Annotated in this window: 12 protein-coding genes; 4 read left to right on the forward strand and 8 right to left on the reverse strand. The window is 66.7% G+C overall.

Going from position 1 to position 15736, the window contains the following annotated elements:
- Nucleotides 1–86: 86 nt before the first annotated feature.
- From cphA (TK49_RS20215) to TK49_RS20230, 4 genes are all read left to right on the forward strand, one after another.
- Entirely contained in the window at nt 87–2747 is a 2661-nt protein-coding gene (gene cphA / locus TK49_RS20215; RefSeq protein ID WP_045219481.1) for a cyanophycin synthetase, read from the forward strand.
- A 27-nt stretch (nt 2748–2774) separates the two neighbouring features.
- Nucleotides 2775–5342, forward strand: a complete 2568-nt coding sequence (gene cphA / locus TK49_RS20220; protein ID WP_045219483.1) for a cyanophycin synthetase — start codon at nt 2775–2777, stop codon at nt 5340–5342.
- Between the two features lie 126 nt (nt 5343–5468).
- Nucleotides 5469–6050, forward strand: a complete 582-nt coding sequence (locus tag TK49_RS20225) for a flavin reductase family protein (RefSeq protein WP_045219485.1) — start codon at nt 5469–5471, stop codon at nt 6048–6050.
- Entirely contained in the window at nt 6047–6559 is a 513-nt protein-coding gene (locus TK49_RS20230) for a GNAT family N-acetyltransferase (protein ID WP_045219487.1), read from the forward strand. Before TK49_RS20225 ends, TK49_RS20230 begins: the two co-directional genes overlap by 4 nt.
- Before the next feature lie 4 nt (nt 6560–6563).
- On the opposite strand, the gene TK49_RS20235 is transcribed toward TK49_RS20230, so the two are convergent.
- From TK49_RS20235 to TK49_RS20270, 8 genes are all read right to left on the reverse strand, one after another.
- A complete protein-coding gene (locus TK49_RS20235; RefSeq protein WP_045220407.1) occupies nt 6564–7952 on the reverse strand; it encodes an amidohydrolase family protein in 1389 nt (462 codons plus the stop codon).
- 19 nt (nt 7953–7971) lie between these two features.
- Nucleotides 7972–9315 carry a nucleobase:cation symporter-2 family protein gene (locus TK49_RS20240; RefSeq protein ID WP_045219489.1) on the reverse strand — a complete coding sequence of 448 codons (1344 nt, stop codon included), beginning with the start codon at nt 9313–9315 and terminating at the stop codon, nt 7972–7974.
- A 79-nt stretch (nt 9316–9394) separates the two neighbouring features.
- Nucleotides 9395–10507, reverse strand: coding sequence for a CobW family GTP-binding protein (locus TK49_RS20245; RefSeq protein ID WP_045219491.1), 1113 nt, complete (start codon nt 10505–10507; stop codon nt 9395–9397).
- Nucleotides 10504–11145 carry a UbiX family flavin prenyltransferase gene (locus TK49_RS20250; RefSeq protein ID WP_197742997.1) on the reverse strand — a complete coding sequence of 214 codons (642 nt, stop codon included), beginning with the start codon at nt 11143–11145 and terminating at the stop codon, nt 10504–10506. The genes TK49_RS20245 and TK49_RS20250 overlap by 4 nt, the downstream gene beginning before the upstream one ends.
- Nucleotides 11142–12533 carry a UbiD family decarboxylase gene (locus TK49_RS20255; protein ID WP_045219495.1) on the reverse strand — a complete coding sequence of 464 codons (1392 nt, stop codon included), beginning with the start codon at nt 12531–12533 and terminating at the stop codon, nt 11142–11144. The genes TK49_RS20250 and TK49_RS20255 overlap by 4 nt, the downstream gene beginning before the upstream one ends.
- A gap of 63 nt (nt 12534–12596) precedes the next feature.
- Nucleotides 12597–13520: an amidohydrolase family protein gene (locus TK49_RS20260; RefSeq protein WP_027679411.1), complete on the reverse strand. Its 924-nt coding sequence runs from the start codon at nt 13518–13520 to the stop codon at nt 12597–12599.
- A gap of 29 nt (nt 13521–13549) precedes the next feature.
- Nucleotides 13550–14461 (reverse strand): amidohydrolase family protein, encoded by a 912-nt coding sequence (locus TK49_RS20265; RefSeq protein WP_045219497.1) that lies wholly within the window; start codon nt 14459–14461, stop codon nt 13550–13552.
- A gap of 264 nt (nt 14462–14725) precedes the next feature.
- Nucleotides 14726–15619 carry a LysR family transcriptional regulator gene (locus tag TK49_RS20270; protein ID WP_045219499.1) on the reverse strand — a complete coding sequence of 298 codons (894 nt, stop codon included), beginning with the start codon at nt 15617–15619 and terminating at the stop codon, nt 14726–14728.
- Nucleotides 15620–15736: the final 117 nt, after the last annotated feature.

Below are 15736 nucleotides of genomic sequence, written 5' to 3' on the forward strand. Positions count from 1 at the left end.
AGCCGTTGTAACGTTATTGAAAGGTAACGGTTCGATTCCACGGGCCAATTTCACGGGCGCACCGCCCACTGCCTCAAGCAAATTTGATGAAGAAGAAGGACATTGAGATTCTCGATGTCATGTCGCTGCGCGGCCCGAATATGTGGACATATCGGCCGGTGCTCGAGGCATGGGTCGACATTGGTGAACTGGAGGATTTCCCCTCCAACACGATTCCGGGTTTCTACGAGCGCCTGTCGACGTGGCTCCCCACGCTGATCGAACACCGCTGCAGCCCCGGCGTGCGCGGCGGCTTCCTGATGCGCCTGAAGGAAGGCACGTGGCCGGGTCACATCCTCGAACACGTCACGCTGGAGCTGCAGAACCTGGCCGGCATGCCCGGCGGTTTCGGCAAGGCCCGCGAAACGCCCGTGCGCGGCGTCTACAAGGTGATCGTGCGCGCCTGGCACGAAGAGGTGACGCGCGCTGCCCTGGCGGCGGCGCGCGATCTGGTGATGGCGGCCATCGAAGACCGCCCGTATGACGTCGATGCGGCGGTCGGGCAGCTGCGCGAGATGGTCGACGAGCGCTGCCTCGGCCCGAGTACCGCCTGCATCGTCGACGCAGCGGACGACCGCAACATCCCGTCGATCCGCCTGTCGGACGGCAACCTCGTGCAGCTGGGCTACGGCGCGCGCCAGCGCCGCATCTGGACGGCGGAGACCGACCGCACCAGCGCCATTGCCGAGTCCATTTCGCGCGACAAGGATCTCACCAAGAGCCTGCTGCAATCGTGCGGCGTGCCTGTGCCCGAGGGCCGCATGGTCGACAGCGCCGAAGACGCCTGGGATGCCGCCGAAGATATCGGCGTGCCCGTGGTCGTCAAGCCGTATGACGGCAACCATGGCCGCGGCGTATTCACCAACCTGACCACGCGCGAAGAAGTGGAAACCGCCTATGCGGTAGCCATGGAAGAAGGCAGCGGCGTGATCGTCGAGCGCTTCATCCCGGGCAACGAGCACCGCCTGCTGGTGGTGGGCGGGCGTGTGGCCGCGGCGGCGATGGGCGAGACGGCGTCGGTGGTGGGCGATGGCAAGTCGACCATCGAAGAACTGATCGAATCGCAGATCAACTCCGACCCGCGCCGCGGCAGCACGGAAGACCATCCGCTGAACTTCGTGCGGCTCGATTCGGCCGCGCGCCTCGAGCTCAAGCGCCAAGGCTATGCCGATGGCAGCGCCGTGCCGCCCGCAGGTCGCAGCGTGCTCATCCAGCGCAACGGCAACGTCGCCTTCGACGTGACCGACCGCGTGCACCCGAGCGTGGCCGCGCATGCCGCGCTTGCCGCGCGCGTCGTCGGCCTGGACATCGCGGGCGTGGACCTGGTGGCCGAAGACATCTCCCGCCCACTCGACGAGCAGCGCGGCGCCATTGTGGAGGTCAACGCCGGGCCCGGGCTGCTGATGCACATCCGCCCTGCCGAGGGCACGCCGCGCCCCGTGGGCCGCGCCATCGTCGATCACCTGTTCTCAGACGAGGACGGCGTGCAGGACGACGGTCGCATTCCGGTCGTGGGCATTACTGGCACCAACGGCAAGACGGTCGTGGCGAAGATGGTCGCGCAACTGCTGCAGCTCTCCGGCAAGCACACGGGCCTGGGCTGCAGCGACGGCCTGTACCTGGATCGCCGACGCGTCGAAGCCGGTGGCCGCGGCGACCGTGCCGCGTGGGACGCCTGCCACCGCATCCTGATGAACCGTGCGGTCGAAGCCGCGGTGTTCGAAAACGATAGCGGCATGATCCTCTCGCAGGGTCTGCCGTATGACCGCTGCCAGGTCGGCGTGGTCACCAACTTCGGCAAGCCCGACCACCTGGGCGACTTCTACATCGAAGACGAAGACCGCATGTACAGCGTGCTGCGGACGCAGGTGGACGTGGTGCTCAGGAACGGCGTGGCCGTACTGAATGCAGCCGACGCGCGCCTGGTCGAGATGGCCGGGCTGTGCGACGGCGATGTGATCTTCTTCGCGCTGTCTGCCGACCTGCCGGCCCTGGCGGCGCACCGTGCGGCCGGCAAACGGGCCGTGTTCGTGCGTGACGGCAAGGTGGTGCTCGCCGCTGGCGCGACCGAGACCGCGCTGGTCGACGTGTCGGCCATTCCGCTGACATACGGCGCACGCGTGCCGTTCCAGGTGGAAAACGTGCTGGCTGCCGTGGCGACGGGCTGGGCGCTGGGCATTTCCAACGACCTGATCCGCGCCGGCATCGTCACGTTTGACGTGGGCCAGGTCGACGTGCCGGGCCGCTTCACCCTCATCCAGCACAACGGCGCCACGATCGTCGTGGACGATGCGCACAACACGTCGGCGCTCGAGGCGCTGGCGGCAGCGCTCGACAACTTCCCGGCGCAGCGGCGCACACTGGTGTTCGGCGCAGGCCTGAAGCGCCGCGACGAAGACCTGCTGGCGCAGGGCGCGGTCATCGGCAAGACGTTCGACCGCGTGCTGCTGTGTGAAGACACGAGCGTCAGGCATGACGATGCGCGCTTCGGCAGCCACGCGCGCGCGCTGCTCAAGCAAGGCCTGCAGCAAGGCGGCCGCGTCGCGGAGATCGTCGTGGAAGGCGGCGAACGACGCGAGGCGGTGGAAGCCGCGCTGTCGCAATTGAAGGCCGGCGATCTGCTGGTCCTGCAATGCGACGAATGCGCGATCGAGGGCACGGTCGAGCAAGTCCACCAGTGGATGGGCCGCGCCGAACGCGCAGCCTGAAGCCCCAAGCACAACGAAATCGACGGTATGGAAGTCTCTCGCATCCGGGCCCTGCGCGGCCCGAATCTCTGGTGTCGTCACACGGCCATCGAAGCCATCGTGGCGTGCTCGGACCAATCGCACCTGCTGGCCGAGCTGCCGGGCTTTGAAGACCGGTTGCGCGCACGGTTTCCGGCCATCGGGCCGCTGCGCCCCCATGACGAAGCCGGCGCGCCGTCGATGGCGCATGCGCTCGAAGCGGCGGCACTGGGCCTGCAGGCGGCCGCCGGCTGCCCGGTCACGTTCAGTCATACCGAGCCCACGCTCGAGCCGGGCACGTACCAGGTGGTGGTGGAGTACAGCGAAGAGGAAGTCGGCCGGCTGGCGTTTGAACTGGCCGGCCAGCTCTGCCTGGCCGCGCGCGACGACCAGCCGTTCGACCTGGACGACGCGCTGCACCGCCTGCGCGATCTCGATGAAGACGTGCGCCTCGGACCGAGCACCGGCTCCATCGTCCAGGCCGCCGTGGCGCGGGGCATTCCGTACCGGCGCCTCACGCGGGGCTCGATGGTGCAGTTCGGCTGGGGCAGCAAGCAGCGCCGCATCCAGGCCGCAGAAACCGACATGACGAGCGCCGTGGCGGAATCGATTGCGCAGGACAAGGAACTGACGAAGACGCTGCTGCATGCGGCCGGCGTGCCCGTACCGCTGGGCCGCTCGGTGGGCAGCGCCGAGGAAGCCTGGGCCGCCGCGCAGGAGATCGACGGCCCCGTGGTCGTCAAGCCGCGCGACGGCAACCAGGGCAAGGGTGTGGCCGTGCGCATCCGCACCCGCGAGGAAGTGATGACGGCCTACGAAGTGGCCGCCGAGATTTCCTCCGACGTGATCGTCGAGCGCTACATCCCCGGCCATGATTTCCGCCTGCTCGTCGTGGGCAAGCAGCTGGTGGCCGCCGCGCGCCGCGATCCGCCGCAGGTCATCGGCGACGGCAAGCACACGGTGCGCGAGCTCGTCGACGAGGTGAACCGCGACCCGCGCCGTGGCGAAGGCCATGCCACGTCGCTCACGAAGATCCGCTTTGACGACATCGCCCTGGCCACGCTGGCCAAGCAGGGCCTGACCGCCGATTCCGTGCCCCCCAAGGGCACGCGCGTGGTGTTGCGCAACAACGCGAACCTGTCCACCGGCGGCACCGCGACCGACGTGACCGACGACGTCCACCCCGCCATCGCCGCGCGTGCGGTGGCCGCGGCGCAGATGGTCGGCCTCGACATCTGCGGCGTGGACGCTGTGTGCGAGACGATGCTCAAGCCGTTCGAGGACCAGGCGGGCGGCATCGTCGAAGTCAACGCCGCACCGGGTCTGCGCATGCACCTGCAGCCTTCCTACGGCAAGGGCCGCGCCGTTGGTGAGGCCATCATCTCGACGATGTTTGCCGACGGCGACGATGGCCGCATCCCCGTGGTGGCGGTGTCGGGTACCAACGGCAAGACCACGACGGTCCGCCTGATCACGCATCTGCTGGCCTGCAGCGGCCTGCGTATGGGCATGACGGGTACCGACGGCGTCTACATCCAGGGCCAGCGCATCGACACCGGCGATTGCTCCGGCCCGCGCAGCGCCCGCAATGTGCTGCTGCATCCGGACGTGGATGCCGCCGTGTTCGAAACCGCGCGCGGCGGGCTGCTGCGCGAGGGTCTGGCCTTTGACTGCTGCGACGTGGCCGTGGTGACCAATGTAGGCGAAGGCGACCACCTCGGGCTGAACTACATCAGCACCGTCGAAGACCTGGCGGTGCTCAAGAGCGTGATCGTGCGCAACGTGGCGCCGCGCGGCATGGCCGTGCTCAACGCCGCCGACCCGATGGTCGCCCGCATGGCCGACGGCTGCCCGGGCTCCGTGACGTTCTTCGCGCACGACCCCAGCCTGCCGACCATGGCGCTGCACCGTGCGCAGGGCAAGCGCGTGGTGTTCGTCGATGGCGCGGAGATCGTCGCTGCCGAAGGCGCAAGCGAAACGCGCATCGCCCTGGCGGACATCCCGCTCACGCGCAACGGCACGATCGGCTTCCAGGTCGAGAACGCAATGTCGTCGATCGCCGCCGCGTGGGCGCTCGGGATCGACTGGGCGATCATCCGGCGCGGCCTGGCCACGTTCGTGAACGACGCCGCCACGGCACCGGGCCGCTTCAACCTGTTCGACTACAAGGGCGCCACCCTGATCGCCGATTACGGCCACAACCCAGATGCCATCCAGGCGCTGTGCAACGCGGTGGCCACGATGCCGGCCAAGCGGCGGGTGGTGGTGATCAGCGGCGCGGGGGACCGGCGCGACGAAGACATCCGCAAGCAGACGCAGATTCTCGGCGGCGTGTTTGATGACGTGGTGCTGTATGAAGACCAGTGCCAGCGCGGGCGTGCGGATGGGGAAGTGCTGGCGCTACTGCGCGAGGGCCTGGAGGGTGCGCAGCGCACCCGCTACGTTGAAGAGATCCGCGGAGAATTTCTTGCGATCGATACGGCGCTCGGGCGGTTGCAGCCTGGCGACCTTTGCCTGATCTTGATTGATCAGGTGGAGGAGGCGTTGGAGCATATTGCCAAGCGTGTTGCTGAGTGAATTGGAACCCCAGTGAAGTTTGCTGGGGTTTTTGTTGGGATGGTTTTTTTGTCCCTGGGGGAGGCACCACCAACAAAAGAACAAGGCAAAAACCACTCCCAACACACCAAACACATCCTCACCATCATGTCCACCCCCATCCCCCTGGCCCCAGTGGAACTGGCCAAGTCCTACCGCCTACTCAACCACGGTCCGACCACGTTGGTTACCACCGCCCACAACGGCGTGCGCAACATCATGGCCGCCGCGTGGGCGATGCCGCTCGACTTCGATCCGCCCAAGGTCGTGGTCGTCGTGGACAGCCGCACGCTCACGCGTGAACTGATCGAAGCTTCGGGCGTATTCGCGCTCAACATCCCCACCCGCGCAATTGCCGAGACCACGCTCACGGTGGGTACGCTGTCCGGCCGGGACGGCGACAAGTTCGATGCGCTCGGCCTAGCCACGGTGCCGGCCCGCACGATCGACGTGCCGCTCGTCGCAGGCTGCGCAGGGTGGCTGGAATGCCGGGTCATTCCCGAACCGCACAACGAGAAGCGTTACGACCTCTTCATCGCTGAAGTGACCGCCGCCTGGGCGGACCCGGCGCTGTTCAGCAACGGCCGCTGGCACTTTACCGATGCGGGCAGCAAGACCGTGCATTACCTCGCGGGCGGCGCGTTCTTCGAAACCGGCGATGCATTTACCGTGGAGGCCAAACAGCCATGAGCGACATCGCCATCCGCCCGTTGATCGATGAGGATGCGGCAGCGTTCAAGGCCCTGCGCCTGAAAGCCATTGAGGATTCGCCGACCGCTATCTGGCCGACGCACGATGAAGAGTCGGGCCGCACGCTGGAGGAAACCTCCAACCGCATCCGGGCGACCGAGCATCAGATCGTGTTCGGTGCATTTGCGGGGCCGGAGCTGATTGGCATTGCCGGACTGCGTCGGGAGCCGCTGGCGCAGGTTTCCCACAAGGCCGTGCTGTGGGGCGTGTTTGTTGACCCGGCGCATCGGCGAGGCGGTATTGCGGGACGTCTGCTCGACGCCGCCATTGCGCATGCGCGTGCGGCGCGCGTGTTGCAGATCCACCTGTGTGTCAATGCCGAGAACCCGCGTGCGCAAACGCTGTATCGCAACGCGGGTTTCGAGACCTTCGGCGTCGAGCGCCGCGCCATGCGTGTCGGTGACCGCTTCTACGACGAAGAACACATGGCGCTGCGGCTGGACGTCTGAACCGTCAAGCGCACGTCATCAGGTCGGCCACGCCCCGGCCGGCTTCGGCGCGGATGCTCGCCACATCGAGCCCGCACACCACACCTTCGTCCACCACAACCCGCCCGCCGATGATGCTGGTGCGCACGGTGATGGGCTCGCCGGCAACCACGGGCGCGAGCGCGGGGTCGTGGAAGCCGTAGAAGCGCGGGTGGTTGATGTCGTAGAGCACCAGATCGGCGGCTTGCCCGACCTGCAGCGTGCCGACCTCACTCAAGCCGAGCACGCGCGCACCGCCTGCGGTCGCCCAGTGAATGACGTCTTCGGCGGTGGTGGCGCCGGCACCTTGCGTGGCACGGTGGATGAGCCACGCGGTGTTGACCTCGCCGGTCATGCTGCCCGATTCGTTGGACGCCACGCCGTCCACGCCCAATGACACCGGCACGCCGGCCGCCGCCAGTTGCGGCACCGGTGCGATGCCGCTGCCCAGCCGGCTGTTGCTGACCGGGCAGTGCGCGATGCCGCTGCCCGTCTGCGCCAGCATGCGAATCTCCGACGGCTGCAGGTGCACGAGGTGGGCAAACCAGACGTCCGGGCCCAGCCACTCGTGCTCGGCCACGAACTCCACGGGCAGACAGTTGTATTTCTCGCGGCAGAAGCGCACGTAATTGTCGGTTTCCGACAAATGCGTATGCATGCGCAGGTGCATCCCGCGCGCGGCACGTGCCAGCTCGACCAGCAATGCCGGCGGCAACGAGAACGTCGGTGTGGTCGGCGCCACCACCACGCGGCGCATCGCGTCGGGGGCGTCGTCGTGATAGCGGTGCTTGAGCCGCTCGATGTCGGCCAGCATCTGGTCGAGCGTTTCGGGCTGCAATGCCGTCTTCGAGAAGCCCGGGTGGCTGCTGGCCGATTCGATGGCGCCGCCGCGGCAGAGCACGAGGCGCATGCCGAATTCATCGGCCACGTCGAACAGCATGTCGCCTGATTCGGTGCCGCCGCCTGCGTGATAGAGGTAGTGGTGATCGGCGCAGGTGGTGGCGCCCGACAGCAGCAGCTCCGCCATGCCCAGACGCGCAGCCGTGCGCATCAGCTCCGGCGTGAACAGCGGCAGGCGCGGATACGGCACGCTGGCCAGCCACCCTTGCAGATCCTGGTTCATGCCTTCCGGCACGGCCTTGAGCAGGTTCTGGAACAGGTGGTGATGCGTGTTGATCCAGCCCGGGTAGACGATGCAGTCGCTGGCGTCGATGACGCGCTCGCCGGGGCGGGGCATGAGGTCGGGGCCCATCTCGGCGATGCGGCCGCCGGCGATGCGGATGTCGACCGCACCGGCGCGTGCTGCGTCACCACGCAGGCCGGTCATGACGGCCAAGGGGCGGCGGATGAGGATGTCTTGAGGCGTGTTGTGCATGGAGAGGTCCATTGGAAAATCAGGCGCGGCCCGCCGTGCGCACGACCGACGCGGGCACGTGCGCTTCTTCGGTACCGTTGAGCAGCAGGTTCAGCGCCACCGACACCAGGCAGGCGATGACCACACCGCTGTGGAGGAACGGCTGCGACCAGTCGGGCAACTGCTTGAACAGCGTCGGCGCCAGCACCGGTACCAGCGCGGCGGCAATCGTGAAGCCGACGATGAGCACGTTGTAGCGGTTGTGCTCGTAGTCGACGCGCGCCAGGGTCTGGATGCCCGCAGCGGCCACCACGCCAAACATGGCGATGCCCGCGCCGCCCAATGCGGCTGTCGGCGTGGCCGCAATCACGGCGCCCGCCTTGGGCACCAGCGCCACGAGGCACATCAGCACGCCGCTCACGGCCACCACCCAGCGGCTGCGCACGCCGGTGAGCACCACGAGCCCGACGTTTTCCATGAAGGCGATAAAGGGGAATGCGGCGAACATGCCGGCGATGGCGCTGGCCAGCCCGTTGGCGCGCAGGCCGTTGATGGCTTCCTCTTCTTCGATCGGCTTTTCGACGATGTCGCCGATGGCCAGGAACAAGCCCATCGACTCCACCATCTGCACGATCATCACCACGATCATCGTCAGCGCGGGGACCACGGCGAATACAGGCACCCCAAAGTGGAACGGCACCGGCAGCGTGACCCATGGCGCGTCTGCCACGCCGTGGAAGTTGCCCATGCCCATGGCGCAGCCCAGCAACGTGCCGACGATCATGCCCACCAGCACAGCGAGGTTGCGCAGCAGCGGGCTGCCGAAGCGGTTGATGAGGAGGATGGTGGCGACCACCACCGCGGCCACCAGCAGAAACGATGGCGCACCGAAGTTGGCAGCGTTGCGTCCGCCGCCCACCCAGTCATAGGCGACGGGAAAGAGCTGCAGGCCGATGACGGTCACGATGCAGCCCGTGACCACCGGTGGAAAAAATCGCCGCAGCCGCCCCACCAGCGGTGCGGCGAGCAGCGTAAACAGCCCGGCCGCAATGACCGCACCGCACACGCCCGCGAAACCTACGGCAGGGTTGGTGCCGATGGCGATCACCGGCCCCACGCTGCTGAACGCCACCCCCTGCAGGATCGGCAGCCGCACCCCGAACTTCCAGAACCCGATGGTCTGTAACAGCGTGGCGATGCCCGAGCAGAACAACGTGGTGCTGATGAGCACAATGGTGTCCGCCTGCGACATCTTGAGCGCCGACGCGATGATCATCGGTACCGCGATGGCGCCGATGTACGACACCGCCATATGCTGCAAGCCCAACGTCAACATCTGTCGGGTCGACAGAATCTGGTCGACCGGGTGTACGGCTGTTGTCATGGTTGTCTCCTATCGTTGTCATGCCCGGGGCGTGCCAGGAGCCGCCCTCGGGTCAGGGGGATGTCATGTCATGGCATGCTCACGCCGCCAGACACGCGTTGAAACCGTCCTGCAGGGCCGCACGATCGAGGTCGCGGCCGATGAAGACGATCTTGCTGCTGCGCGCTTCGCTGCCCCACGGCTGCGTTGCGCGAAAGTCGATGAGGCTGTGCACGCCCTGCAGCACGTAGCGCTGCGGCTGACCTTTCACCGCCAGGATGCCCTTCATGCGGAACAGCGTTTCCGCCTGCTCGGTGCGCAGGGTGTCGATCCACGTGTGGAAGCGCACGAGATCCACGTCGGCCGGCACGTCAAAACCCACTGACGAGACGCTCGGATCGTGCTGGTGGTCGTGCTCATGGTCATGCTCCTGAGCGCCGGCGTGAGCATGTACATGTTCATGTTCGTGGTCATGTTCATGGTCGTGCGCGTCATGCTCGCCGTGGCCGGCGTCTGCGCCGATCTCCAGCAGCTTCTGCGTCGCCTCGAACGCGCCGACCCCGATGATCTTGTTCAGATCGACCTGGGCGTAGCTGGAGGTGACGATGTCGGCCGTGGCGTTCAAGCCGCGGATGCGCCCGCGCAGCGCGTCGATGTCGTCGCGGCCCACAAGGTCCACCTTGTTGATGACGATGCGGTCGGCGCAGACGATCTGGTCGACGGCCTGGTTGTCGACACCGTCCAGCTGCAGGTCGTCCAGATGCGCGGCGATGTGCTTGGCGTCGACCATGGTCACGATGGCGTCAAGCTCGACATGTTCTGCAATCGGGTCGTCGATGAAGAACGACTGCGCCACCGGATACGGATCGGCCAGGCCGCTGGTTTCCACCAGGATGTGGTCCAGTCGCTCGGGCCGCGCGACGAGCTGGCGCACGATGCGCACGAGGTCTTCGCGGACCTCGGCCGTGCAACACACGCAGCCGTTGACCATCTCGTAGATCTCTTCGTTTTCCGACGCCATGACGAGGCCGCCGTCGATGCCGACTTCACCAAATTCGTTTTCGATCACGGCGATCTTGCGGCCGTGGTTTTCGCGCAGGATGAAGTTCAGCAGCGTGGTTTTGCCGGCGCCGAGAAAGCCGGTGAGGATGGTGACCGGAATCTTGGTGTTCGGGCCGGGAAGCGTGGCGTGGGCCGAGGCTTGGGGTTTCATGTTGTCTCCTTGTCGAGCGTGGGTGGGGTACGGACTAAGGCAGGTAAGGCTTCTTCGCCCCAGCGCAGGGCGGTGCCGGCATCGAGCCCGAACAGGTCGAGCACGCGGCCGAGGGTGTGGTCGATCATGTCGTCCAACGTATTGGGGCGCGCATAGAAGGCCGGTACGGGCGGCGCGACGATGGCGCCCATCTCCGTGACGGCCTGCATGTTGCGCAGGTGTGCGAGCGTGAATGGCGTCTCGCGCGCCATCAGTACGAGCGGACGGCGCTCCTTGAGCGTGACGTCTGCCGCGCGTGTCAGCAGCGTCGACGAGACGCCCGTGGCAATTTCCGCCAAAGACTTCATCGAGCACGGCGCCACGATCATGCCCAGCGCGCGGAACGAGCCGCTGGCAATGCCGGCGGCCATGTCGTCCGCACGGTGGTAATGCGTAGCGCGATCGATCACGTCGGCCAGCTTGTACGGCGTTTCGTGCGCCATCGTCAGCAGCGCAGAACGTGTGACGACGAGGTGCGTCTCCACATCGAGCGCGCGCAGCAGTTCGAGCAGCCGCACGCCGTAGACGAAGCCCGATGCACCGCTGATGCCGACCACCATGCGCGGCCGGGCGGGAGCGCGAGGGTGGCGCGCGCTCATGGACGCACTCCGGCCTGACGGAGGATGTCGCCCGCGCGGGCAATCGCCTGCGGATCGATGCGTGCGCGGATGCCTTCGAAGCCGGCGCCGCGCGTGGCGTCGATGCCCATGCGCGAAGTCGTGCCGTGCACGGACGATGACGGATCGAGCGGGCTGCCGGGCAGGCCATCGACCATGAACACATCCTGGTGCGGCTGGAAGTGCGTGGCCATGGCCCACAGCACCTGCTCGTCCTGCTGCAGGTCGATATCGGAATCCACGGCAATCACAGTCTTGAGGTACGGATCCCAGCCGAGCAGCGCCAGCATGACCTGCCGCGCCTCGCCATCGCGCGTCGGGTTGAGCGCCACGTAGCAATGGAAGTGCGTGCCCGAGTTTGGATAGTGCAGCGCCGTCACCGATGGGAAGCGCGCCTTGAGCTTTTCGCTCATCTCGGCTTCGCGCGGCAGGCGGGCCAGCGTCAGATGCTCGGCGTACGGGCCGCCCACCACGTCGACCAGCCACGCGTCGCGCCGACGCATCAGGGCATCGATGCGCAGCACATTGTTGGTGGAGCGGTCGGACGAATAGCCGGTGAATTCACCGAACGGGCCTTCTTCTGCATAGGCGGCGGGGTCGATGGTGCCTTCGAGTACGAACTCCGCTGCCGCCGGCACGCCGATGCCGTAGCGCGGCGTGCGGACGATGTCGAGCGGCGCGCCGAGCAGGCCACCCGCCACGGCGCGTTCGTCAGCGCCAAAGGGCAGGCGGGCGGCGGCGGCCAGCATGAACAGCGGATGCGCGCCTACCACCATCGCCACGCGCAGCACGTCGCCGCGTTCGCGCGCGGTCTGCAGCATGCGCCACAGGTGGCCGCGCGAGTGCAGGCTCGTCGCCAGTGCGTTGCGTGCGTGGCGCATCGAGCGGTGATAGCTCATGTTGGCCACGCCCGTCACCGGGTCCTCGGCCACGATGATGGCGTTGGTGATGTAGGGCGCGCGGTCGCTCTCGAAGTGCTTGATCATCGGCAGCAGCGCAACGTCGACCGCGTCGCCTTCGATCACCTCGTCGGTGATGCGGCCGTGCGAGACCACGCGCGGTGCGATGGGCGCATTGGCGCGTGCCTGGAAGGCATCGTGCAGTTGATGCGGCAACACGTCGAACAACCGTGCCAGCCGTGAGCGCGAGGCAAAGACGTTGGTGACCAGCGGTACCTGCAGGCCGCTGACCTGCTCGCAGACCAGCATGGGGGTCTGGTTGCGCGCAGCAAGCTGATCGATGACGGCGGTGACGTCCTGGTCGGCGGAGATGCCGTGGCGCACCGTCAGCACATCTTCGGGATACAGCTCGCGGTAGAGATTGGCGAAGACGTGGAAATCCTGGCCTTCGCCAAGCCGGGTCATGCTCATGGCACACCTCGCTAGAGGCGGGCGCCGAACACCACAGAGGCACGGCGCCCGCGGGATCGGCGCTCAGGCCGCTTCTGCTGTCTGGACGTAGGTCGACTTCAGGCGAAGCTCCGCCTCGGCCAGGTCCTTGGGCGGCTTGGTGGGCTCGATGCCGACCAGTCGCGCAATGTTGTTGCCCAGATAGTCTTCGAGGTGGTCCTCATCGATGCCCAGCCCCTGCGGCGGCGCCGAGCACAACACCTCCAGCTCGCGCAGCCACATGCCGGGCTCGTTGGGCGGCGAGTCGGTCCCGAAGACGATCTTGTCGCGCGGCAACTGCTTCGCAAACTCGACGATGCGCGACTGGAAGCACCAGCCGGATTCGCAGTACACGTTGGGCGTGTCCATTGCCATCCAGAACGCTTCGAACGAGTAGTTGCCGCCGGTCTGGATACCGAAGTGGCCGATGATGAAGTTCACCATCGGGAACTCGCGGATGATCGGGTAGAACATCGTCGGGATGGTGTACGGGCCGTCGCCGGTGTGGATCAGCACCACGATGTTGTACTTGGCGCAGACCTTCATCGCGGGGCGCAGCCAGTCGAGCGCGCGGTCGGGCCGATAGCCGTGCATGTTGGCGTGCAGCTTGACCATCTTGAAGCCGTATTCCTTGATGTGGAATTCCAGCTCCGCCGCGCCGTTCTCCGGGCCCCAGCGCGGGTTGTAGGTGAAGTTGCCGATGAAGCGGTCGGGGTACTTCTGCGTCAGTTCGGCGATGTACGCCATGTAGTCGCGAATGCCTTCGCGGCCGCGGCGGTTGCCGTCGCGGTAGCCGGTGTTGCCCGGCGGTGGCTGGATGAAGCCCATGTCGATGCGGCGGGGCTTGCCGTTGATCATGTACGGGCCGTCCATCAGCTGGATCATGCGCTCGCCGTTGAACGGCGTGCCGGTGTGGCGCCAGGCCTCGTCGACGAGGTTGGTTGGGTGCAGATGGGTATCGATAATCATGTGTTGCGCTCCGTGCGGTCTGCGGTGGCTCAGGCGGTAGCCAGCGCGAGCTGCGCTTCGGCTTCGGCCACGGTCTTGGGCGGACGGGTCGGCTCCAGGCCGATCATGCGGGCGATGTTGTTGCCCAGGTAATCCTCGAGCGTGTCTTCATCAAGGTTCAGGCCCTGCGGCGGGTCCATGCACAAGACTTCCAGCAGACGCAGCCACATGCCGGGCTCGTTGGGCGGCGTGTCGGTGCCGAACAGGATCTTGTGCTTGGGCAGCACCTTGGCAAATTCGACGATGCGCGACTGCAGGCACCAGCCCGATTCGCAATACACGTTGGGCAGCTCCATCGCCCACTGCATCGGCTCGAACACGTAGACGCCGCCGGTCTGCACGCCGAAGTGCGCCATGATGAAATCGACGTTCGGGAAGCGCTTGATCATCGGAATCCATTCCGACGGAATGCTGTAGGGGCCGTCGCCCGTATGCAGCTTGACGGGCACGCCCAGCTCGGCGCATTTCTCGAACGCGGGCATCACCCAGTCCAGCGCGCGGTCCGGCCGGTAGGCGTGCATGTTGGCCTGCATCTGGACCATCTTGAAACCGTGCTCCTTGACGTAGCGCTCGATGGCCTCCACGCCGTTCTGCACGCCGCAGCGCGGGTTGTAGACGAAGCACCCGATGAAGCGGTCGGGATAGGTCTGCACCATCTTGAGCGTGTACGCCATGTAGGCGTCGATGGACTCGCGGCCCGAAAGCTCGCCGTCCGTCCACGTGTAGATGGTGTTGCCCTGCGGCGGCTGGATGAAGGCCTTGTCGATACGGCGCGGCTTGCCGTTGATCATGTAAGGGCCGTCCATCATTTCGAGCAGGCGCTCGCCGGTAAAGGGGTCGCCGTCGTGCCACCACGCGAGGTCCACCAGGTCGGTGGGGTAGCAGCTGATGTCGATGATCATCGTTGGATCTCCTGATGACTGGGAGGAAGCGCGTGATGGCTTCCCGGTGAGGGCAGGCACGTCCTGCAGCGCGGCGCTCTTTGCTAGGCGTGTGCCTTCCCCTCGCCGGATCGCGTGATGCCGGATGCGTGCTGCTTGGGGCGCAGTATCGGAGTCAGGGCCGGGGGCCGGCCAATACTATTTGGCGGCGGTCTTGATACGCTGCCGATATCGGCAAGTCGGTCGGCAAGTCGGTCGGCAAGTCGGTCGGCAGGCGGCGGGCGCTCAGGCGCCGAGCGTGTCGCGCGCGAGTTGCTGCACTGCGTTCACCACCGCCTGTGCGCGCTCACCCTGGCCGCGCTGCCAGACGGCATACAGGTTGTAGTGCGCCGGGATGGCGACATCGGTCAGCCGCACGAGGCGCCCGTGTTGCAGTGCATCGGCCGCCAGCAGCCCACGCACCAGCGCCACGCCGACGCCGGCTTCGGCGGCCGCGACCATGTTGGCGGCGTTGTCGAACGCGGCCACCACGGCGGGCTCCAGCGGCTCCAGCGCGGCGGCGTCCAGCCATGGAATCCACGAGCGCCGCGTGTAGCCCAGCAGCGGCAGCGTCATCGCGGCCGACGGCGCCAGCGGCGCCTGCACGCCATGCCGCTCCAGCAGCGCGGGCGCCGCCACAGCGGTGACGTGGTCGCCACAGACGAGCGCCATCTCGCAGTCATCCCATTCGCCATAGCCGTAGCGCAGCGAGACATCCACGCGCTCGAACGAGGGCCGCTCGCCGCGCGGGGTCGACAGGAACATCACCTGGTAGCCGGGCAGGGCCGCGAGCAATTGCGGCAGCCTCGCATTGAGCCAGCCCTGCGCCAGTTCGCTGTCGACATCGACGATGAGCGTTTGCGGCACGTGCCGGTTGCGCACCGAAGACAGCGCCCGGTCCACCTGCCCGAAGCCGTCGGTGAGCATGCTGGCAAAGAGCTGGCCCGCATCGGTCAGCACGATGCCGCCCGCCTCGCGCACAAACAGCGGCTGGCCGATGAACTCCTCCAGCGAGCGGATCTGCTGGCTGATCGCGCTGTGCGTCAGGTCCAGCTGCTGCGCGGCCTTGGTAAAGCTGCCGGTGCGCGCCGCCTGCAGGAAGGCATGCATCGACTGGATCGACGGATAACGCTTGTACATGGCGGCGGTCGGTGAGCTGTTAGTTCGACTTACACGGGCTGGCAGAAATCGTCGCTGGCGGGGTGCCGGTGCGCGGCTTCATATTGCAGCCAGGCGCGGCCGCACAAGACGGCCCGA

The organism is Ralstonia mannitolilytica, assembly GCF_000954135.1.
In the GTDB taxonomy this organism is placed as follows: domain Bacteria; phylum Pseudomonadota; class Gammaproteobacteria; order Burkholderiales; family Burkholderiaceae; genus Ralstonia; species Ralstonia mannitolilytica.

Excerpts from the sequence above, each read along its gene's own strand:
- TK49_RS20225 (WP_045219485.1), top strand. The coding sequence starts at position 5,469 with ATGTCCACCCCCATCCCCCTGGCCCCAGTGGAACTGGCCAAGTCCTAC.
- TK49_RS20250 (WP_197742997.1), bottom strand. The coding sequence starts at position 11,145 with ATGAGCGCGCGCCACCCTCGCGCTCCCGCCCGGCCGCGCATGGTGGTC.
- cphA (WP_045219481.1), top strand. The coding sequence starts at position 87 with ATGAAGAAGAAGGACATTGAGATTCTCGATGTCATGTCGCTGCGCGGC.
- TK49_RS20255 (WP_045219495.1), bottom strand. The coding sequence starts at position 12,533 with ATGAGCATGACCCGGCTTGGCGAAGGCCAGGATTTCCACGTCTTCGCC.
- TK49_RS20245 (WP_045219491.1), bottom strand. The coding sequence starts at position 10,507 with ATGAAACCCCAAGCCTCGGCCCACGCCACGCTTCCCGGCCCGAACACC.
- TK49_RS20240 (WP_045219489.1), bottom strand. The coding sequence starts at position 9,315 with ATGACAACAGCCGTACACCCGGTCGACCAGATTCTGTCGACCCGACAG.
- TK49_RS20265 (WP_045219497.1), bottom strand. The coding sequence starts at position 14,461 with ATGATCATCGACATCAGCTGCTACCCCACCGACCTGGTGGACCTCGCG.
- TK49_RS20235 (WP_045220407.1), bottom strand. The coding sequence starts at position 7,952 with ATGCACAACACGCCTCAAGACATCCTCATCCGCCGCCCCTTGGCCGTC.
- TK49_RS20270 (WP_045219499.1), bottom strand. The coding sequence starts at position 15,619 with ATGTACAAGCGTTATCCGTCGATCCAGTCGATGCATGCCTTCCTGCAG.
- TK49_RS20230 (WP_045219487.1), top strand. The coding sequence starts at position 6,047 with ATGAGCGACATCGCCATCCGCCCGTTGATCGATGAGGATGCGGCAGCG.
- TK49_RS20260 (WP_027679411.1), bottom strand. The coding sequence starts at position 13,520 with ATGATTATCGATACCCATCTGCACCCAACCAACCTCGTCGACGAGGCC.
- cphA (WP_045219483.1), top strand. The coding sequence starts at position 2,775 with ATGGAAGTCTCTCGCATCCGGGCCCTGCGCGGCCCGAATCTCTGGTGT.